This is a genomic window from Haloarcula hispanica ATCC 33960, assembly GCF_000223905.1.
Lineage (GTDB): Archaea > Halobacteriota > Halobacteria > Halobacteriales > Haloarculaceae > Haloarcula > Haloarcula hispanica.
Window position 1 is genome coordinate 2,655,349 of sequence record NC_015948.1, and the last position, 19,514, is coordinate 2,674,862.

The 19,514-nt window shown below is 63.6% G+C and carries 21 protein-coding genes and 3 tRNA genes; 15 read left to right on the top strand and 9 right to left on the bottom strand.

Features of this window, described 5'->3' with window-relative positions:
- Window positions 1-3: 3 nt before the first annotated feature.
- Window positions 4-1,470: a single-stranded DNA binding protein gene (locus tag HAH_RS13405; RefSeq protein WP_014041405.1), complete on the bottom strand. Its 1,467-nt coding sequence runs from the start codon at window positions 1,468-1,470 to the stop codon at window positions 4-6.
- Window positions 1,471-1,662: 192 nt separating this feature from the next.
- The gene (locus tag HAH_RS13410; protein WP_023843424.1) at window positions 1,663-2,010 is read right to left on the bottom strand and encodes a hypothetical protein; all 348 of its coding nucleotides are present in this window, start codon (window positions 2,008-2,010) and stop codon (window positions 1,663-1,665) included.
- 258 nt (window positions 2,011-2,268) lie between these two features.
- Here HAH_RS13410 and HAH_RS13415 point away from each other — a divergent pair.
- The 3 genes from HAH_RS13415 to HAH_RS13425 all read left to right on the top strand — a co-directional run bounded on the left by HAH_RS13415 (window position 2,269) and on the right by HAH_RS13425 (window position 3,766).
- Window positions 2,269-2,341 (top strand) — tRNA-Arg (locus HAH_RS13415).
- 158 nt (window positions 2,342-2,499) lie between these two features.
- A complete protein-coding gene (locus HAH_RS13420) occupies window positions 2,500-3,105 on the top strand; it encodes a DUF309 domain-containing protein (protein ID WP_014041407.1) in 606 nt (201 codons plus the stop codon).
- 103 nt (window positions 3,106-3,208) lie between these two features.
- Entirely contained in the window at window positions 3,209-3,766 is a 558-nt protein-coding gene (locus HAH_RS13425) for a diadenylate cyclase (RefSeq protein WP_014041408.1), read from the top strand.
- Between the two features lie 17 nt (window positions 3,767-3,783).
- Here the strand turns inward: HAH_RS13425 and azf are convergent, their stop codons facing one another.
- A complete protein-coding gene (azf, locus tag HAH_RS13430) occupies window positions 3,784-4,557 on the bottom strand; it encodes an NAD-dependent glucose-6-phosphate dehydrogenase Azf (protein WP_014041409.1) in 774 nt (257 codons plus the stop codon).
- 74 nt (window positions 4,558-4,631) lie between these two features.
- On the opposite strand from azf, the gene HAH_RS13435 reads away from it, so the two are divergent.
- The 4 genes from HAH_RS13435 (at window position 4,632) to HAH_RS13450 (ending at window position 7,821) form a co-directional block, all read left to right on the top strand.
- Window positions 4,632-4,979, top strand: coding sequence for a dihydroneopterin aldolase family protein (locus HAH_RS13435; protein WP_008307666.1), 348 nt, complete (start codon window positions 4,632-4,634; stop codon window positions 4,977-4,979).
- A 73-nt stretch (window positions 4,980-5,052) separates the two neighbouring features.
- Window positions 5,053-6,150, top strand: coding sequence for a DUF7544 domain-containing protein (locus tag HAH_RS13440; protein ID WP_014041410.1), 1,098 nt, complete (start codon window positions 5,053-5,055; stop codon window positions 6,148-6,150).
- Between the two features lie 105 nt (window positions 6,151-6,255).
- Window positions 6,256-6,702 carry a DUF5790 family protein gene (locus HAH_RS13445; RefSeq protein WP_014041411.1) on the top strand — a complete coding sequence of 149 codons (447 nt, stop codon included), beginning with the start codon at window positions 6,256-6,258 and terminating at the stop codon, window positions 6,700-6,702.
- A 231-nt stretch (window positions 6,703-6,933) separates the two neighbouring features.
- Window positions 6,934-7,821 (top strand): DUF4399 domain-containing protein, encoded by an 888-nt coding sequence (locus HAH_RS13450; protein ID WP_044952040.1) that lies wholly within the window; start codon window positions 6,934-6,936, stop codon window positions 7,819-7,821.
- 27 nt (window positions 7,822-7,848) lie between these two features.
- On the opposite strand, the gene HAH_RS13455 is transcribed toward HAH_RS13450, so the two are convergent.
- Window positions 7,849-8,373 carry a DUF6789 family protein gene (locus HAH_RS13455; protein WP_014041413.1) on the bottom strand — a complete coding sequence of 175 codons (525 nt, stop codon included), beginning with the start codon at window positions 8,371-8,373 and terminating at the stop codon, window positions 7,849-7,851.
- Between the two features lie 117 nt (window positions 8,374-8,490).
- Between HAH_RS13455 and coxB the strand changes: the two genes are divergently transcribed.
- The 3 genes from coxB to HAH_RS13470 are packed head-to-tail and all read left to right on the top strand — an operon-like array spanning window position 8,491 to window position 12,108.
- The gene (gene coxB, locus HAH_RS13460; RefSeq protein WP_044952043.1) at window positions 8,491-9,270 is read left to right on the top strand and encodes a cytochrome c oxidase subunit II; all 780 of its coding nucleotides are present in this window, start codon (window positions 8,491-8,493) and stop codon (window positions 9,268-9,270) included.
- Window positions 9,267-11,837: a cbb3-type cytochrome c oxidase subunit I gene (locus tag HAH_RS13465; RefSeq protein ID WP_014041415.1), complete on the top strand. Its 2,571-nt coding sequence runs from the start codon at window positions 9,267-9,269 to the stop codon at window positions 11,835-11,837. The genes coxB and HAH_RS13465 overlap by 4 nt, the downstream gene beginning before the upstream one ends.
- A gap of 4 nt (window positions 11,838-11,841) precedes the next feature.
- Window positions 11,842-12,108, top strand: a complete 267-nt coding sequence (locus HAH_RS13470) for a cytochrome C oxidase subunit IV family protein (RefSeq protein WP_014041416.1) — start codon at window positions 11,842-11,844, stop codon at window positions 12,106-12,108.
- Window positions 12,109-12,113: 5 nt separating this feature from the next.
- Here the strand turns inward: HAH_RS13470 and HAH_RS13475 are convergent, their stop codons facing one another.
- Window positions 12,114-12,557 (bottom strand): hypothetical protein, encoded by a 444-nt coding sequence (locus HAH_RS13475; RefSeq protein ID WP_023843426.1) that lies wholly within the window; start codon window positions 12,555-12,557, stop codon window positions 12,114-12,116.
- A 144-nt stretch (window positions 12,558-12,701) separates the two neighbouring features.
- On the opposite strand from HAH_RS13475, the gene HAH_RS13480 reads away from it, so the two are divergent.
- Entirely contained in the window at window positions 12,702-13,133 is a 432-nt protein-coding gene (locus tag HAH_RS13480) for a DUF7534 family protein (RefSeq protein ID WP_023843427.1), read from the top strand.
- Window positions 13,134-13,326: 193 nt separating this feature from the next.
- On the opposite strand, the gene HAH_RS13485 is transcribed toward HAH_RS13480, so the two are convergent.
- Both HAH_RS13485 and HAH_RS13490 read right to left on the bottom strand, forming a co-directional pair.
- Window positions 13,327-15,249 carry an ABC transporter ATP-binding protein gene (locus HAH_RS13485; protein WP_014041419.1) on the bottom strand — a complete coding sequence of 641 codons (1,923 nt, stop codon included), beginning with the start codon at window positions 15,247-15,249 and terminating at the stop codon, window positions 13,327-13,329.
- A 39-nt stretch (window positions 15,250-15,288) separates the two neighbouring features.
- On the bottom strand, window positions 15,289-15,876 hold the full coding sequence (locus tag HAH_RS13490; protein WP_014041420.1) for a DUF192 domain-containing protein: 588 nt from the start codon (window positions 15,874-15,876) through the stop codon (window positions 15,289-15,291).
- Between the two features lie 97 nt (window positions 15,877-15,973).
- On the opposite strand from HAH_RS13490, the gene HAH_RS13495 reads away from it, so the two are divergent.
- The 4 genes from HAH_RS13495 (at window position 15,974) to HAH_RS13510 (ending at window position 17,966) form a co-directional block, all read left to right on the top strand.
- A tRNA-Val gene (locus tag HAH_RS13495) sits at window positions 15,974-16,047 on the top strand.
- A 635-nt stretch (window positions 16,048-16,682) separates the two neighbouring features.
- Window positions 16,683-16,756: transfer RNA gene (locus HAH_RS13500), tRNA-Phe, on the top strand.
- 304 nt (window positions 16,757-17,060) lie between these two features.
- Entirely contained in the window at window positions 17,061-17,624 is a 564-nt protein-coding gene (locus HAH_RS13505) for a hypothetical protein (RefSeq protein ID WP_044952299.1), read from the top strand.
- Window positions 17,625-17,720: 96 nt separating this feature from the next.
- Window positions 17,721-17,966 carry a hypothetical protein gene (locus HAH_RS13510; RefSeq protein WP_014041423.1) on the top strand — a complete coding sequence of 82 codons (246 nt, stop codon included), beginning with the start codon at window positions 17,721-17,723 and terminating at the stop codon, window positions 17,964-17,966.
- On the opposite strand, the gene HAH_RS13515 is transcribed toward HAH_RS13510, so the two are convergent.
- Together HAH_RS13515 and HAH_RS13520 are read right to left on the bottom strand one after the other, a co-directional pair.
- A complete protein-coding gene (locus HAH_RS13515; protein WP_014041424.1) occupies window positions 17,967-18,641 on the bottom strand; it encodes a class I SAM-dependent methyltransferase in 675 nt (224 codons plus the stop codon).
- Between the two features lie 158 nt (window positions 18,642-18,799).
- Entirely contained in the window at window positions 18,800-19,324 is a 525-nt protein-coding gene (locus tag HAH_RS13520; RefSeq protein ID WP_014041425.1) for an Hsp20/alpha crystallin family protein, read from the bottom strand.
- Between the last annotated feature and the right edge of the window lie 190 nt (window positions 19,325-19,514).

Here is a 19,514-nt window from a genome sequence, read left to right on the forward strand (position 1 = left end):
GACTCAGAACACGTCCTCAGCGTGAAGCCGGTCGTCGTGGAGTTCGCCACGGACCGTTATCTCCTGCCCTAACTGCACGCGCTCGCCGGTTTCGACGCTCATCGTCTGCTCGCCGTCGTCCAGCACCACGGGGTCGCCGGTCTGGACGACGGTGCCGGTGAACTCCACCTGCTGGCCGGCGCTCTGTGCGCCACCGTCCGGCGACGTGTCGCCGGTACCAGCACTGACTGCGGCCGCCCCGTCGCCGCTGTTGTCGGTATCAGCGTCGTCCGCACCGTCACCGAAGGAGGACAGGCCGGCGTGTTCGGCGTCGGTCGTCTCGGCGCTGGCTCCCCCACCTGCGCCACCAGTCGCCAGATCCGCGCCGTCGTCGAGCACGACGACCGTAGAGTTCCAGCTCGCCGAGGCCTCCTTGTCGTCCTGCCAGCCGTCCTGGATTTCGACATCCGCCGCGAGCACTTCGTCGCCCGGCGCGATGTCCTTGTCCGCCTTGTCGCCCCACAGCGCCACGCGGATGTCGCCCGTCGCGTCCTGGATGCGGACATTTCGGACCTGTCCCTCGCTGCCGTCGTCGCGGTCGAACGTCCGCTTGGGGTCGGCCGAGCGCACGACGCCAGCAATATCGGCTGTCTCTTCGAGTTCGACCTCCGCGATTGGGTCAGCGTCGGGCTCAAAGGCCACGTCGTCATCCACTTCGTCGACGGCCCCTTGGTCGCCGACGTGGAGTTCCAGCGAGCCGTCCCGCTCCCGGACGTAGCCATCGATTATCTCCACGGCCGCCCCCGCATCGAGTTCCTCGGCGCGGTCGGCTCGGTCGTCCCACAGCGTCACCCGGATACGCCCCGTCTCATCGCCGAGCGTGAGGTTCGAGACACGGCCCTCGCTGCCGTCATCCCGGTCGAACGTCCGGATGGTGTCGGTATCAAGCACGAGCCCGCGCAGCGTCACGTCGGACTGGCCCATCGTCAGCGCGTCGATGGACGAGCCAGCGCCCGGCTCCACGTCGATTGTGGCGTCGTCGTCCGGCTCCGCCTTGTCGACGGACACCTCCAGCCCATTGTAGCCGTCCTTCGGCCGACCCTTCACCCGGAGTACGTCGCCGACCTCCAGTTGCCCCTCGTCGATATCGACGGCCTGCCCGTCCCAGAAAGCGAGCCTGAGGCTGCCGCTCTCGTCGGCCGCCTCGACGTTGATGACCCGGCCGTCCTCGTCCTCGTCGTCGCGTTCGAAGGTCTTCAGGTCGCCGATGGCCATCACCTTGGCGAGGAACTTCACCTCGTCCATCCCGGGTTCGATATCGGCGATGGCGTTGACCTCGTTCTCGTTGAGCTCGTGGGCCAACAGCATCGCGGCCGTCTCCTCGTCGGCGAGCCCGCCCATCTGCTCGACCTTCTCCTCGACGGCCTCGCGGAACTCCTCCTCGGGGACGTCCGTCTCTAGGTCCTCGTAAATGTCCTCTATCGCACCCATCTATCTATGGGACGCTGGGCTGGGGCGCGCTTAAGCGTTGTCGTTGGGCGAGCGAGCGGCCGTTGTCGGTCGATTTCGGTGGTCTCCCGTCCATTACTCGATGGTGGTCATGCGATGGGGTATAAACCCTCGTCCGCTGGCCCGACAGCGGGCACTGTTATGCCACCACGTTGAGAGAGTCGTGGGCAGCCGTTAGCGTGTCGCTGTTGTTACGGGGCTCTGGCCGTCGCCGGTGTCGTGAGACACAGACACCGTGCCGGGGAGCCCGTTCTCAAACGTCGCCGTCGCCCGGTAGTCGATCTCCATAATGGCTTGCGTACACACATCGCCAGCGTCCGGTTTATCCTTCGTCCCAACACTGATGCGAAGTTCATCGGCACTCGAATCGTACGTGACGTCTGTTAGGTCGGCCGTTTTGCACCCATCAGATCCCCAGATAGTGCCTTCGACGACGACTTGATCGCCGTCGAAAGCCACCGTTGCCGAACTTGTCTGTGACCCGGACTGTCGCTGGGTGACGCTGAATGTTGTCTCGTTCACACTCGGGGTTTCACTCGCGCCCTCTGTGGATGTTTCCCCGCTACCGGGCGCCCCACCAAAGCAGCCAGCGAGCGCTATCGAGCAACCGAGACCACCGTATCGTAGGAGTTGTCGCCGCTTCATATTCACCCGAATGTAGGCCAGTTGAAAGATGCTCCCGGTCGCTCAAATCAGCGTTGTAGCGAAGTGTGCCTACTCGTCGCGTGACGGCACGCGAACCGTCACCCTTTTTAGGTGCACCACCCTCTCTGGAAATGAGTCCGGATAGGGTAGTGGACTATCCTCTTGGCTTGCGGAGCCAGGGACCGGAGTTCAAATCTCCGTCCGGACGTTCATTCCATTCACGACCGGACGTGCTCCACGCTCGCGTGGAACTCCGTCCGGACGTTTCTACCGACGCAAACCGCCGAGCGACGGTAATAGGGTCTCGCTGTCGAAACTTTGCACAGATGGCGATGTGGTTTTCCGACCGCGAATACAACCCACCGTGTGCGCGACCATCTCCGTGCCGGCATCGCAGTGTACAACGAAGGTCGCTACCACACCGCACACGACGCGTGGGAGGCGTACTGGCTGGACCTCGACGAAGGTGACGACGAGCGGTTTCTGCACGGTCTCATCCAGTTTACCGCAGTCGTCCACCACGCTAGCGAGGAGAACTGGTCGGGCGCGCAGGGACTGGCCGAGAGCGCGGTGGAGTACCTCGACGGCTTGCCGGACCCGTATCACGGCGTGGCGCTAGACGAGGTCCGGTCGTTCCTCGTGGCGACAGCGGCGGACCCACACCATGCAGCGGACCCGCCGACGCTGACACACAACGGCGAAGCGATTGGCTACGGCGCACTTGGTTTCGACGCCACGGCCGTCGCCGCCGGGGTGCTGGCGGAGGCTGGCCGGTACAACGAGGCGGTCATCGCCGACGCTGTTGACCGCGCGCGAGATGAACTCGACGGCGACGGCGGCTCGCAGTTCGTCGGAATGGTGTTCTCGTTCGTGCGCGAGCGCGACCAGCGCCCCGTCGTCTACCAGCGGCTCCGGGACCACGTCGAACTGGAACAGCAGAAAGACGACGACGTGCGGGGGCTGTTCGAGTAGCTCGGGCCGCTTGACTGGCTGGTTACCCATTTAATCAACACAACGGATTTTCCGGAAATCCGCACCGACTATGCCCGTGGCGGCCCAACCGACAGACGACCGAATGAGCGACTCGATTGAACGTCCGAGTCCCACAGACGCGGAGAGAGAGGCTGCCCCGGAGAGTGCTGTTCTCGACCGAATCAGGGGCTGTGTCGAGGACGTGAGTCTGGCGTTCGACCGGTGGGACGACGCTCACGTACGGGGGCCGGGGCTGTACGTCGTCATCGAGCGCGACCCGACGACGGCGTTTTCCGACCCGATGGGGTCGAACCGGTGGCCGGTCGAGGACTGCCCGAGCGTGTTCGACCAGTCCGGGGCGCTGTTCGAGGCGGCCCAGTCGGTTGCGGTTGCGTGTGACGGCGCAGTTGTCGTCCGCAGTGACGGCACAGTCAGACCATCGATGGTTCGGCTCACGCAGTTGACTGAAGCGGAGGCGGAAGCTGTCGACCAGCTCCCGTATGCTGACTGGATGGGGACACGACACATGAGCGCGCTGGAGACGTCCACTCGGGACGCCGTGTTTGCAGTGGTGACGCTGAGCGAGGAGAACGGGCGTGTCACTGTCTTTCGGGACGGGACCTACGAGGACCGGCAGCGCGGCGTGCTCGGTGAAGAGTAGTAGTCGCGGCGTGCCGGCTACGGCTCCGGTTCGGCGACGCGTTCTTCGCCGTCGAAGTGCGCGGAGTTGTCCTGTGGGTCGTAGCCGAGTGCCTCTTTCGCGCGCTCGATGGAGTAGTACTTGCGGTCGTTATCGGAGATCCCGTAGACGATTTCGTACTCGTAGTCGGCCTGGAGCGCGCAGTCGTGGATGTGAGCACAGTCTCGGTAGGAGAGCCACATCGCCTGCCCGCGCTCGTAGTCTATCGGCGGGTGGCCCCGCGTGAGGTTGCCGATACGGATGTTGCAGACGGAGAGCCCGTACTGGTCGTGGTAGTAGCGGCCCAGCACCTCGCCGGTGGCTTTCGAGACGCCGTAGAGGTTGCCGGGGCGGGGAAGTTCCGTCCCGTCGAGGCGGTACTGGTCGTCCGGGCGGTACATCTCGGGCGTGCGCTCGTCCGTTTCGAAGGAGCCGACGGCGTGGTTCGAGGACGCGAAGACGAACTTCTCGACGCCCTCGTCGACAGCGGCCTCGTACATCTTCTGGGTGCCGTCGATGTTGTTTTCGAGGACGGAGTCCCAGGGGGCTTCGGGCCGGGGGTCGCCGGCCAGGTGGATGACGGCGCTGACGCCGTCCATCGCCGCGGCCACGTCGCCCTCGCTGGACACGTCCCCGACGAGGTACTCGTGGTCGGGCTCCTCGGCGGGTGGGCTGTGGAACATGAGTTTCCACTCGTAGGCGTCCTCGAGGCCTTCGAGGATGGCCGCCCCGACAGCGCCGCCAGCGCCGGTGAGCAGAACCGGGTCGTCCATTCGTATGAGACGATACGTCGCACGCAATAGGTAGCTTGCGGTTCGCTTTTGTGTCGCCCAGCCGGACCGAGCATATGGAACCCACAGCTCCGCAGGAGGCGTGTTTCGAAGCGGGCGTCAAGTTCGGGTCGTTGTATCACCAGTTCGCCGGCACCCCGATCAGCCCGGCCAGCGCCGACTCGCTCGCGGCGGCGATGGAGGAAGCCATCGAGAACCAGCCGTTCTGTGAGGCGGTCACCGTCAGCGTCCGAACAGAGGCGCTGGAAGACGCTATCGCCGAGGGCGGGGCGGACTACACCGAACTTACTGGGCGGTTCATCGACGTCGAGATGCGCATCGAATACGAGGGCGTCACGGTCGAGACAAGCATGGCGATGGAGGACGGCTACCCGCTGATGCAGGTCGACGCAGTGCAGGAGTGAATGACCAGACGGGAGCCTGAATCACTGACACAGGCCCGAAAATTTTACCAGAGCGGGCTGTGAGACTTCCGATATGGCCCTCCACGCAGTCGACGATATCGACGACGCAATCGACGCGACGAAGTCGTTCCTGTTCCCGTTCGAGAAGGGAACGTGGCTCCGAATGGCGTTCGTCGTGTTCTTCATCGGTGGCGGTGGTGTCGGACTGAACAACGTCCAGTCGTTCAGCAACTTCGGTGATTTCGGCGGGAACGGCGGTCCCAGCGGCCCGGGAAGCGAGTTTCAACTGGCCGCGCCGCTTGAAACTGTGATGTCCGTGCCCGGGAACCTCGCCTTGCAAGTCTCCGAGCCCGGCGTCCCGTCCGGCGCACCGGACGAACTACTCGCCGGGGCTGGGCTCCTTGTGCTCGCCGTCATCGGCCTGTTCATCCTGCTTGTGCTCGCGTACGGCATCCTGAGTAACTTCATGGAGTTCGTGTTGACCCAGGCGCTCATCGACCGCGAGATACACGTCCGCCGATACTTCAGCGACCACGTCGGGAACGGAATACGGCTGTTCCTGTTCCGGCTTGTCCTCGGGGTTATCTGGCTCGGCGTCGCGCTCGTGATTGGTGCGGCCGTGTTCTTCCTGGCGCTCGGTGGCGAAGCCGCAAACGTCGGTACGTCGAGCGCCCTCGCGCTATCGGGACTGTTCATCGCCGTTTTCGCGGTGCTCGCGATAAGCTACGGTATCGTCTTCGGCTTCACCACGGTGTTTGTCGTCCCGCTGATGACGGCGGACGACGACGGCGTCCTCTCCGGGTGGTCGCGGCTCTGGGGGTCGATGAAAGGCCACCCCAAGCAGTACCTCGCCTACCTGTTTTTCTCCATCGTCCTCCAGATCGGTGTCGGTATCGTCAGCGCGATTCTCGGCATCATCGCATTTATCGTCGTTCTGATCCCGTTCGGGCTCGTTGCGTTTGCGCTGTATCTCGCGCTCCAGAATTCCGTCGGCGTGGTCCTGGCCGGGGTTGTCGGGCTGCTGGGGCTGCTGGTCCTGCTCGTTATCGGTGCGCTCATACAGGTCCCGCTAACGACGTTCCTGCGGTACTACGCGATGCTCGTGCTGGGTGACATCGACGCAGACATGGACCCGATTCCCGAGGTGCGCTCGGCCATCCGGGCTGAGTAGCAACAACCGCTTTTCGGTTTCAGGAATTACCGACCGGTCACGTCCTGCGGTTTCACTTTCACTTTCAGGCGGGCTTTTAATCCCTCACCGCACCAACGTCTCCGTATGAGTCAGTCAAGTCTGGACGACGACGAACTGTTCGGCGAGGCGGCCAATGAAATGCGCACGGACGTCGAGGAGTCGCTCGCGGAGGCTCGCGACGCGCTCCCCGAGGCCGATTCGGTCTGGGACGTGGAGGCCGACAACACGCTCGGCGTTCTGAACTCGCTCAAAACGGCACTCGACGTGGGCGACGCCGAGGACCACCTCCGCGACGCGAAGAAGTGGTACACGATGGGCGAACGCGCGGACGCCTTCGAGGACGCCGACGACCTCGCCGAGGAAATCGAAACCATCGCCGACCTCATCGACGACGTCGACGACGCCCGCGAGCAGATCGGTGACCTCACCGCGACGATCCCACAGCTCCGAAGCACGCTCGAAGAGTTCGAGGGTGAAGACGGGGCGGACGCGGAGGCGGACGGCGACGCCGATGCGGAAGCCGAAGCCTGAGCGCAAGCTAGCCACGTTCCGGCGAATGCTCACCGCGTTCTCCGCCGGTCACCAGCGCATCGCTCGCGTCGTCCAGCGACTTTTGTCCCGCAAGTCCCGGTTTCGGTGAAATTGACTGCAGAAACAGGTCCGGCCGGTGCCTGGCAACCGGTGTGACATTCTATCCAAAGCCGTATTTACGGCCGGTCGAGCGCTTAAGTGTTCGCGGAGCAACAGTTCCGGCCACGCGATATGGACGACAGACTCACACGCCGAACGTTCGTCTGTGGCGTCTCGACTGCTGTAGCGACCGGTCTCGCGGGCTGTAGCGAGGACCAGTCGGGCGGCGGCGCGGTGACACCGACCCGGACAGACGGAACCGATAGCATGGCAACGGAGCCAGCGAACGGCGGGGACACCGACACCACAGAAGCGGAGACCGGGGCGTATCGGAACGGCGTCGGACAGAACGCCAGCGTCTCCGTTGCGGTCCCAAACGATACTGCGGCCCTTACCAGTCCGTCCGTACAGTGGCGGGCAACCGCTGACGGCGTCTCCATCGAAGAAGCCGGGGAAGTGACCAGCGGGGCCGGGCACTACCACATCATCGTTGACGCCGACCCTGTAACGCCGGGCGAGACAATTCCGACGGACGACGCCCACATCCACTACGGGACCGGGCAGAAAGACGGCGTGCTGGAACTAGACCCCGGCGAGCACACGCTCCACCTCCAACTGGGGGACGGCGCACACACGGCGATGGCACTGACCGACAGCGTCGACGTGACCGTCAGCGACGAGGCCAGCCTCAGTGTCGAGACGAGCGTCGACGGGAGCGTCGTTGACTGGGAGGCCAGTGTCGAGAACTACACCATCGGACCCACCAGCGACGGTATCACGTCGAATACGGGCCATCTGCACGCGATCGTCAACACCGATCCGGTGCCGACCGGCGAGGTCATCCCAAACGATGCGCGACACGTCCACTACGGCGATGGCTCGACGAGCGGGAGCCTCGACCTCGCCGAGCAACTGGGCGATGCATACGAGGCCGGCGAGCACACAGTTCACTTCCAGATCGCGTCCGCAACACACCGTGCGACGACGCTCACCGCGTCGGAGACAGTGACGACGGAGTAGCTCGCAATCTCAGACAGGTCTTCGGCCTCAGACGATAGAGTCCGGGCGCGTCGAGAAGTAGTTGAACACCGCGCCGAGACCGATGCCGTAGACGACGTGAGCGATGAGCGTCAGCACCGCGTACAGCACCAGCGTGAGTCCGGACTGGTCGGTGTAGAAGGCGAGCACGAACCCGGTCCACATCGCGCCGCCGAAGAACGCGCCGCTGACGGGATCGGACTGGCCCGGGAGGTACGCTTTCAGCGAAGCGAACAGCAGCGGCCACGGGAACATCCCGCCGCCGAGGAAGATGAAGAAGCCGAACAGTACCTCCGGGACGTAGCCGGTCAGGCCCACGAGTTCGGTGAGGATTGCGAAGTCGTCGAGACTGAACGCGCCCAGTGACTGGGCGATGAGGAAGACGACGGACATCATCGCGGTCCCGACCAGCCCGCCGGCAGCACCGACGACACCGTCGGCGAGAATCCCGGCGAGGCTATCGAACTCCTCGACCTCTGTGAGGCCGTCGTCGTTGATAGGCGGGTCCTCGACGCCGGGTGACGTGTCTTCCATGGTGTGTTGTAACATGGCAGTAGATAAAAAAGTTCCCGCACACGTTAGGCCAGCGAAGGACATATGTCAGAAATCTGTCCGCAATACCTATTACAAGGTGGGAAGAATCATGAAGAAATGGCGGCATCCTTGATAACATACGCCATGGTTGTGTTCCCCTTGCACGGTGGCGACGTCAGGGCACCCAGTGCGGTGTTCGACCAGATCTTCGAGGTGTTCCTGCTGCTGGGAACAGCCGTCGGGGTGGTCGTCGTGGCGTACACGATGTACCACGCGCTCAAGTACCGCGACGACGGGGGCGGAACGGACCCGTACGCCGACAAGGTCGAACGGCCCGAAATGGGGGAGATGCCGACCGGCGGCGCGGGCGGCCGGAAGGTGTTCTACTCGTTCAGCATCAGCGCCATCATCGTCGTCTCGCTCATCGCCTGGACGTACTCGCAACTGCTGTACATCGAACAGGGTCCCGATCTGGCTCAAGAGGAGGCGCTGGAGATCGACGTAGAGGGATACCGGTTCGGCTGGGACTTCGTGTATCCGAACGGGCACACGACCAACACGCTCTACGTGCCACAGGACCGGGTGGTCAGGTTACAGGTGACCTCGACGGACGTGTTCCACAACTTCGGGATACCGGAGTTGCGAGTCAAGACCGACGCCGTCCCGGGCCAGTACACGTCGGCCTGGTTCACGGCCAACGAGACGGGGACCTACGCCGCCAAGTGCTACGAGCTGTGTGGCAGCGGCCACTCGCTGATGACGACGGATGTGGTTGTGATGCCACAGGACGAGTACGAGGAGTGGTACGCGGAGACGAACGGGACGGCGGCGAGCGGCAACGAGACGGACCAGCGAATCGCGACTGAGGCGACCGCCCTCGGAGGTGCGCCCGCATGAGCCACGACCACGAACACGGATTGCCGCCCAAGTCGTCGGTCAGCCGGTGGTTCCTCACGACCAACCACAAGGACATCGGCGTGCTGTATCTCATCACCGCGCTGTTTTTCCTGATTTTCGGCGGCGTTCTCGCCCTGCTGTTCCGCCTCGAACTGATTTCCTCAGGCGCTGACTTGCTGGGGTCAATGGGGTACAATCAGGCAGTGTCGACCCACGGCCTCCTGATGGTGTTCTGGTTCATTTCGCCGTTTGCCTTCGGCTTTGCGAACTACCTCGTCCCACTACAGATCGGCGCGGACGACCTCGCCTTCCCGCGGCTGAACGCGCTGTCGTACTGGCTGTACCTGTTCTCTGGCATCCTGATGGGCGTCTCCTTCTTCCAGGGGACCACCTTCGCGGGCGGGTGGACGATGTACGCCCCGCTGAACACGCCGGCGTACATCCCCGGCGAGGGACTGGGGGCGACCTCGGTCGTGCTGGCACTCATCATGTTCACCGCCGCGGTGACGCTGGGGTCGGTGAACTTCCTGACGACGATGTACCGGATGCGCGCCGAGGGGCTCCGGATGCGGGACATCCCCATCTTCTCGCTGTCGATCAACCTCACTGTCTGGATGATGCTGTTCGCCTTCGCGGCGCTGCTGGCGGCGCTGATGATACTCGCCTCCGACCACGTCCTCGGAACGACCTACTTCCAGTACTCTATCGACGGGACGACGATGGCGACCGACGCGGACAACCCGGGTGCGTCGCTGCTGTGGGCGCACCTGTTCTGGTTCTTCGGCCATCCGGAGGTGTACATCGTCTTCTTCCCCGCGCTCGGCGTGATGGCCGAGTGCTTCCAGACCTTTACCGGCCGGCGGCTGGTCGGCCGCAAGTGGTTCATCATCTCGATGGTGCTGGTGGCGCTCCAGAGCTTCGTCGTCTGGATGCACCACATGTTCCTGACCGGCATCAACCTCCCAATCAAGACCATCTTCATGGCGACGACCATCGGCATCTCGCTACCCTTCGACCTGATGGTGTTCTCGCTCATCTACACGATGGCGAAAGGTCGGGTCCGGTTCACGACGCCGTTCCTGTTCTCGCTGGGCGCGCTCATCCTGTTCATCATCGGCGGCATCACCGGCGTCTTCCTCGGCGCAATCGTGCTGGACTACCAGTTCCGCGGGACGTACTGGGTCGTCGCGCATTTCCACTACGTGATGGTCGCGGGCGCGACGGCGCTGTTCGGCGGCCTCTACTACTGGTATCCCAAGATAACGGGGAAGATGTACAACGAGACGCTGGGGAAGATACAGTTCGGCGTCTACTTCCTCGGGTTCAATCTGCTGTACTTCCCGATGTTCATCGCCTGGGAGACGCCGCGGCGAGTGTTCGTCTACCCCGATGGCCTGCAGATCTGGCACACGATGGCCACTGTCGGCGGGTTCATTCTCGGCGCGAGCTTCCTCCTCATGTTCTACAACCTCTTTGTGAGCCTCTGGCGCGGGGAGGATGTCGGGCCGAACCCCTGGGAGTACGCCACCTCCGCCGAGTGGGCCGCCGCCTCGCCGCCGCCGCTCGAAAACTTCCCCGGTGTACCGAGCTACGCCACCGGGAAACTGGAGTTCCTCGACGAGGAGACGGTCGCCGAGCGGACCGAAAGCATGCCCGGAGCCGCGGCCCACGGCCACGCGGCGACCGACGGCGGGACCGCGACGGACGGCGGCGCGGTGACAGCGAGGGCCGCGGCGACGGCCACTTCGGTGGAGCCGGCCCACGAGGTCGGCGGCGAGGAACACGCCAGCCACGCCAGCTTCTGGCCGTTCCTCGTCAGCCTCGGCGGGTTCATCGCCTTTCTCGGGCTCTCGGGCGTGCGGACGGGGAGCGTGTTCTACCTGTCGATGGCGGCCATCGGCGGGGTGGCGACGTTCGGGTCGCTCGTCGGGATGACCCGCGAGCCGTTCCACGCGCCGGAGATGGCCATCGCCGAGCGGTGGCCTTTCGAGCGCGTCGAGAAGATGAAACTCGGGATGTGGACGTTCCTCGCCAGCGACATCGTCCTGTTCGGGGCCTTCATCGGCTCCTACGCCTTCGTCCGGGTCGCGTACGGCTGGACGGCCTGGCACCACGACCTCATCCCGGCCGAACATGTGACGATGCCCGGCCTCATCAACACGTATCTGTTGCTCACGTCGAGTTTCCTCGTCGTGCTGGCAATGGTCGCCGCCGAGCGCGAGAGCAAGCGCGGGACCGTCGCCGCGCTCGTCGGGACGTTCGCGCTCGGGGTCGGCTTCCTCATCAACAAGGGCCTTGAGTGGCAGCACCTGTTCCACATCAGCACAGAGGCGTTCCCGAACGGCTGGAACCTCTCGACGAACATCGCGTCGTCGACGTTCTACCTGACGACGGGGCTCCACGGCGCTCACGTCACCATCGGGCTCGTCATCTGTGCGTACATGACCGTCAGGGCCTGGAACGGGGCCTACCAGGGCGACGACAGGGCCATCGAGTACTTCGGCCTGTACTGGCACTTCGTCGACATCGTCTGGCTGTTCCTGTTCCCGCTGTTTTACATCCTCTAGAACAATGGACTGGAAAGGCTACACCGTGATATACGTCGTGTTGTTCGTGTTCGCGACCGCACAGGCCGTCGTCGAGTTCGCCGGCCTCGTCGACAGCGCCTACTGGGCCGCCTTCGCGCTCATCATGGTGCTGTCGGTTATCAAGGCCGTCGGCGTCGCCGCGTACTACCAGCACCTCCGCTGGGAACCCCGCGCCGTCACGTACCTCGTTCTCGGCGGGACTGTCGCCGCGCTCGCGCTGACCGGCGCAGCGGCGTACTCGATACTGTGAGGGTCTCAGGCTCCGACAAGCTGGAAACCGACCGCGATGAGGAAGAGCACGCCGGCGACGGTCGCGGATTCCGCGACGGCCAGCGAGCGGGGATGTCCCCGTCGCGTCGCCGAGAGATACACCCCAAACAGGAGGTAGCCACAGAGGCCCGCCCCGCCGACGACAGCGACCGCCAGCCCGGCTATCGACTGGGTCTCGACGGGGCCGGAGATGGACGCGACGACGCCGATCAGGAGGCCGACGACCAGCACCCCGAACGCGCCGACCCAGACCATCGGCTGGTCGGCATACGTCTCGAAGCGACTCTCGCGGTCACTGGTTGGAGACCGGCCGCTCGTTGACGACCCCGGGCTGTAGTGATACCACCCTCGCCCGCGGACCATCCATGTGACCACCGCCACCACTAACGCACCCATCAGTGCCATGCTAGCGAGGTACGTGGTTGACATGTGATAGCATTACAACACAATGCGTAATAATCGTTTGTGCCCGGCCGGATAGAAATCGGCGTCTCGGGGTATTGCCCTGTTGAACCAGCGGGGCATCTCTCTTTTCACGGAAAGCATATACATATCTAAAGCCGACTGAGGCCTGTGCAATTCGCCTCGTTCGCCGCTGAACAGCCTATGATGCGTGCTGCTCTGGCGCTTACCGTCGGCATCTATATTGGGAATCTCATCGCACTGGGCTACTGGGCCCGTGCGGAGGCCAGAGCACGCAACGGGTCAGTGCTTGGGACGTTCCTGCTGCTCTCTACGGGCTTTGGATTGGTCTACTACCTCTGGGTCCGCTATGTCCGAAACGACTGGGAGTCGCGTTCGGAGCCAGCCGACCGGCGTGAACGGGTGGTCACTGCCTACTCGCTGGCCGTCCTTCTGGCGTTCGTGGTCGGCGCGTTCGTCACACCGCCAGACCCGATGATGCAAGTTCTGGCTCTCCCGCCGCTGTTTGTGGTCTCGTTCGTCGTTTCGTATCTGTTTGTCACGCGAGGGTCGGTCGGCGATAGCGGCGAAACTGCTGCCTAGGCTGTGAGGGTGTTATGCCGCTCGTGAGTGTGGATCAGCTACACTACCAAGCACCGACAAGGGAGACTGACAGGATAGAACTCTGGTTCTTCAGGGGCTGCACCTTCAGCGACCGGCTGTTTCAGCCCATTTTAGGTCTGGAGAAGCGGCTGTTAACAGAGCCAAACGGCTCAGACATTGCGTTCTCACCGTTTCAGTCATCAGCATCCGTCCGCGCCCGTCGCTGAATCGCCCGCTCGACGAACTCTTCGGGGAGTTCGTCGATTTCGCCGGCCTGAACCGCCCAGAGGTTGGCGTAGAGGCCGTCCGCGGCGAGCAGGTCGTCGTGACTCCCCCGTTCGACGATACGGCCGTCCTCGACGACGAGAATCGTGTCGGCGTCTTTCACCGTCGAGAGACGGTGGGCGATGGCGAACGTGGTCCGGTCGGCGGTCAGGTCGTCAAGCGACCGCTGGATGAGCATCTCCGTCTCTGTGTCCACGTCGCTGGTCGCCTCGTCGAGGATGAGAATTTCGGGATCTTTCAGAATCGCCCGGGCGATAGCGATGCGCTGGCGCTGGCCACCCGAGAGCTTGACGCCGCGCTCGCCGACCATTGTGTCGTAGCCGTCGGGGAGGTTGCGGACGAACTGGTCGGCTTCGGCGGCTTTCGCAGCGGCGACGATTTCCTCGTCGGTCGCGTCGAACGTCCCGTAGGCGATGTTTTCGCGGACGGTGCCGTAGAACAGGAACGTCTCCTGACTGACGTAGCCGATGGCCCGCCGGATGCTCTGAATCTGGACGTCCTGAACGTTCTGGTCGTCGATGCGGACCGTGCCGGAATCCACGTCGTACATCCGGAGCAGGAGCTTCAGGACGGTGGATTTCCCCGCGCCGGTCGGGCCGACGAGGGCGACCGTCTCGCCGCCGTCGGCCTCGAAGGAGATGTCCGAGAGCACCGGCTCGTCGTCGCTGTCGTAGCTGAAGGACACGTCGTCGTACTCGACTCGTCCCTCGGTCACGTCGAGCGGCGGCGCGTCCTCGGCCTCTTCGAGGCGGCCGGGCGTGTCCATCAGCCCGAACACGCGCTCGGCGGAGGCGTAGGCCCGCTGGTACATGTTGATGATCTGCCCGAACTGGGCCATCGGCCAGACGAACCGCTGGGTGTAGATGATGAACGCGACGAACTGCCCGCGGGAGAGGCTCGCCGTCAGCGGTCCGGGTGGTTGGCCGGTGACCATCAGCCCGCCGACGATGAACGTGACGACGAAGCCGATACCCGAGACCAGCCGCAGTCCGGGGAAGAAGGTGATGCGCGTCTCGATGGCGTCCCAGTTAGCGTCGAGGTAGTCTTCAGAGGTGTCCTCGACCCGGTCAGCCTCGTAGGGCTCGGTGTTGGCGGTCTTGATTATCTGGATGCCGCTGAGGTTGTTTTCGAGCCTGGAATTGAGCTTGCCAACCGTCGACCGCACCTCGGCGTACTTGGGCTGGATGACGTCGATGAATCGCTTCGTGAACACGGCGATAATCGGGACCGGCAACAGCGCGACCAGCGCCAGCTGCCAGTTCATGTAGAACAGGTACGTGGCGATGCCGACGACCATGATTATCATCCGGGAGGCGGAGTTGAGGCCGTCGTTGAGGAACTTCTCCAGCCGGTTCACGTCGTTCGACAACACCGACATCATCTCGCCGGTCTGCTTGTCGGCAAAGAAGTCCATGTTCAGCCGCTGCATCGTCTCGTAAGTGTCCGTCCGGACGGCGTGCTGGACGTGCTGGGCGAACTTGTTCCAGCCCCAGTTCCGACTCCAGTGGAAGACGGCCCCGATACCGAACGACGCGGCGATGATGCCGGCCGTGAGCCATAGCTGTGGGCCTTGCCCGCTGGGAATCCATGCATCGGGAACCAGAAAGAGCCCGTATTCGACCTCCTGCAGAAAGATAGCGTCGATAGCCAGCGCCAAAAGAATCGGCGGCAACAGGTCCAACATCCGAGCCACGATAGAACTGCAGAGGCCGACGACGAACGCTCCCCACTGTCCTCGGCCGTAGCCGGTGAACAGTCGAAGCATCGGCTGGTCGACGCGTTCCCTGGCGTCTTCGAACACGTCGTCGTCCGAACCCGCGTCGAAATCCATTGTCGAATCCAAGGGTTGAGCCCGCAAAAGGCCGTCGGGCTACATGGCTTCGGGCGGCAGTTCGACCCGGTCGCCGACCTCGACGCCGGTTCGGTTGGCCCACCCGCGGTTCACTTCGAGGACGTACTTACCCCGCCCTTCGTAGCCCGTCAGGCCGCTCTCGCTGGTCCCCTCCGGCGGGAGCGGCGCGTGGTGGATGGCAGTGATGGTGCCGTTGGCGTCGATGAAGATGATGTCAATCGGGAACGACATGTTCCGCATGACGTAGGTGTGCTGGCCTTCCTCGTCGTGGACGAACAGCATTCCCTCATCGGGGCCGAGCGACTCGGTCTTGCTCAACCCGACGTACCGCTGGTCGAACGTCTGTGCGATGCGAACCTCGACCGTGCCCAGCGGTTCCCCAGCCTCTTGTTCACGGGCCGCGATGGTCGTCTCCGGCATCGAAGTATCCGTCGAAGGCTGTGTCGCGGTCGGTGTCACCGCGTCCGAGGCTTCCCGAACCGTCACTGTGCCCTCCTCGTACTCGCCGGTCCCGAGTACCTCGATCCAGAGGCCAGTCTGGAGAACGACGGCAGCCGCGACGAGGAGGCCGACGAGTCCGAGAACAATCACAGCGGGGCGCTGCATACCCCGTGTGAGGGGCAGGCCGTGGGTAATACTGTCGGTGCCCACTGTCGACCGAGAGAGAAAGCGTTATTCCTGCCGATGGAAAACGGTGGGATACGGGTCCGTGGTCTAGTTGGTTATGACGTGGCCTTTACAAGGCCGAGGCCGGTGGTTCGAATCCGCCCGGACCCATCCTGCGACGAACGGACGTGAGGAGCGGATGGTCCCTGTGGATTCGATTCCTGCCAGTCGCGCGCAACGCAGTGAGCACGTCTGGCTTCGGTTCGAATCCGCCCGGACCCACTGAACTTCTCGCGGCGCTCACCTCCGAGCGCCGCATGTGTGATTCGGCCGGGCGGTTCGAATCAGGGAACGAAGCAGCGCGGAGTGACCGTGGTTCGAATCCGCCGGGAGAGCACTGCTCTCCCGAGCCCTCGTTCGCTTCGCTCACGAGGACGCCCGGACCCATCCTGCGACGAACGGACGTGAGGAGCGGATGGTCCCTGTGGATTCGATTCCTGCCAGTCGCGCACGATATCATGACCCAGGTACCAGAGCGTCTATCTCGATTGATAGTCGCCCGTAATCCATATATCCGGAGTGGTGGTAGTGCGTGGCATGATAGATGGCTCGACGTGTCCGGCCTGCAGCGGGCACGTCTCGACGACTAACGGCACCGAATACGAATGCGACGACTGTGGCGAGACGTTCGACAGCGCGGACCTGTTCCTCCCGTAATCGGCGGTCGAACCGCCCGGCCGACCCCACAGAACCTGCGCCCGCTTTCGAAATGCTTTTTTCTACCCTCGTCATCGCTTGGAGTGCACGCCGCCTTAGCTCAGACTGGGAGAGCACTCGACTGAAGATCGAGCTGTCCCCGGTTCAAATCCGGGAGGCGGCATTTCTCTGAACCTACCCGCTGAGCGAAGCGAGCGTAGTAGATTCCGTTAGTGCGACTCGAATGGATTTGAACGAGGCCGGAAAGGCGCAGCGGAGCGAGTATTTCTGGCCGTAGTCCATCAGGCGGGGGACAGCATTTACCTGCGAACAGCGGAATCGACTCCTCTTCGATTCATCTGGTATGTGGTTCACCGAACCGCCCGATGACGATCGAGCAGTTGAACGGCGCGGGCGAAACCGCGTCGCCCCGGTCGGGAGACACGGTCGCCGGAACAGGTAATTCTGTGGCGACGAATAGCAGGGGTATGACAGAGGAGCCAGCACACGAGCAGATGGAGCGCCATGCGACCCTGACAGACGAACTCGCGGCCCTCGGTGCGGAGCGGGATGCCGTCGCGGCGGCAGTACAGGACCGGCTTGCCGACGCGGTTTCGGAGGCGATAGCAGAAGCGGGCGCGAACGTCGGGAATATCGAGCAGTCCAAAGACGGTAAGCGGTTCCGGTTCGAGGCGCGACTCGACCGGGCGGCGCTGGTGGCGGCGGTGACGGAAGCGCTGCCGGACGGGTTCGTCGTCTCCCACGTCAACGAGGACGGGACGCTAAGCGTGGACTGGACCGGCGACAGCACCACGCCGTCGAAGCGGGAACATGGGGCCATCCTGAAGGCAATTATCGCAGAGGAAACAGAGACGGATAGCGACGGCTTCATTGAGTCTGTACCCAGCCGAGACCGCGTTCTGGCGCGGGCAGTGGAACTGGGCGTCGACGAGGGTGACGCGGCAGACCGCCTCAGTCGGCTGGCGACGCTGGATGTTGTCGATATCACCGACGAGGGGGTCTACCCCGACGAGAACTTCTCGCGGTACTAGCGCTTGGAACCGCCCGACAGCGGGCGTCGGTACGCAGGTAGACCGAGTGGCGCAACCGACGTTTATTACTTAGCCTGGCCAGAAATGTCACACAGAATGGCAGTACTATCGACAGAAGACGAGGGGAAGTTCCTCATGGACGCACAGGGAGAGCAGATCGGCATCGTGACCGAGGTCGACCCGAAGGGACAGGTCGCGTACGTCGAACCGGATCCGGACCTCACCGAGGCCTGGGTGCAGGGGCTCGGGTTCGGTGACGCCGACGAGGACGATATCGAGGTCGCCGCCGACGCCATCGGAACGATCACTGACAGCGAACTGCGCGTGACTGTCGACCTGTAGTCACGCTCCGGATTCGGGACGCTCGCCCACCACGAGCGTCCACCACTTGACGAACTGCGTCCGTTCGTAGAGGTTGAGCAGCCGCGCCGACGCGTCCGACTCGGAGATGCTCGCGAGCATCAACGGCGATCCGAGCGTCCGTTTCTCGGCGACTTCGAACGATTCGGATACGAGGTCGGTGACGGCGGTCTCCGAGAGGTGGCCGTAGATGTCGGTGTCTTCCTCCAGCAGCCCCAGCCGGAACGCGACACCCTTGGTGAGTCGCCGGTACAGCCCCGGCGTCCCTTCGAGCAGAGCGATACGGCCCGCAGGGCGGAGGACGCGGGCGGATTCGCGAATGATTTCCGGACGGTCCGCGGGCGGGACGTGGTGGAGGAACCGGCGGCCGATGAGAGCGTCGAAGGAATCGTCTGCGAACGGGAGCGCTCGGGCGTCACCAGCTAGCGCTGGCTTGCGGACGGTTTCAACGTTCGACGGCCAGCCTTCCAGTCCGACATCGGCGCGGGGATGCATATGCTGGCCGAACGCGAGTTCGAGCGTCCGGCCGGGCGGGAGCTGTTCGGCTAGTAGCTCGTCGTGTCGCTCGTAGATTCGGTGCAACAGCGGGTGTTTCCGGACGTTCCGCGGCCGCTCGACGATTGCGCCGTCCTGAACGTCCCAGGTCGCGTCGGACATATTACGGCCTCACAGCACGGAGACCCCGGCGGTCGCACGAAACTATAGAGGCGATAAGAGAGCAGCAGTAGCTGACTAATACCGGGATAGCAGGTTGTTAAGGGCGTTCTCACTGGGACAGTCGTGTAACGTCGGCAGACAACAGCCGAAAAGCGAGTCTATTTGATTTCGATCCGGTTCGAGTCGTCGGCGTCGTCCGCGCGCGGCAGCGTTATTTCGAGAACGCCGTTGTGGTAGGTGGCGGTGATGTCGTCGTCCACGACCGGTTCGGGAACAGTGACCCGTTCGGCGACCCGTCGGCTGTGGCGGCGAGCGCCGTCGCTGGTCTCTTCAGCGACCGTGCTCTCGCCCTGGATGCTGAGGACGCCGTCCTCGAAGCGGACGACGAGGTCGTCGCGCTCGAAGCCCGGGAGGTCGACCATCACGGCGTATCCGTCGTCGGTCTCGTCGACGTGGAGGTTCGTGTCGATACCGGGCCGGCGGTGGCCGCTCCGGCGTACGTCCGTGGACGGTCGGTCGGTACGGCGTTCCGGACTGTCGTCCATCCGGTGTCTCGAATCGTCACCCATCCGGCGGCCCAAACTGTCGTCTGTCCAGCGACTCTGGCTGTCGTCCATCATCGACCGTCGCGTCTGTGCGAAGAGTCGGAGCATCGTCTCGAACGGATCGTTGCTGTGTGTCATAATCACCTTATATAGGCTAGTACTGATATTAACAGTTGCGTAACATGTGCTATCACAGGGAGACAGAAGCGCGTGCCCCGGGCAGACGCTCGACCGGGTCAAAAGTGCCTCATGGGCTACCGTAGCGGAACTGTTTTGGCAGGCGTACAGCTAGAACAGCCAGAGCAAACCGCCGAGTACCCGGTCCGTC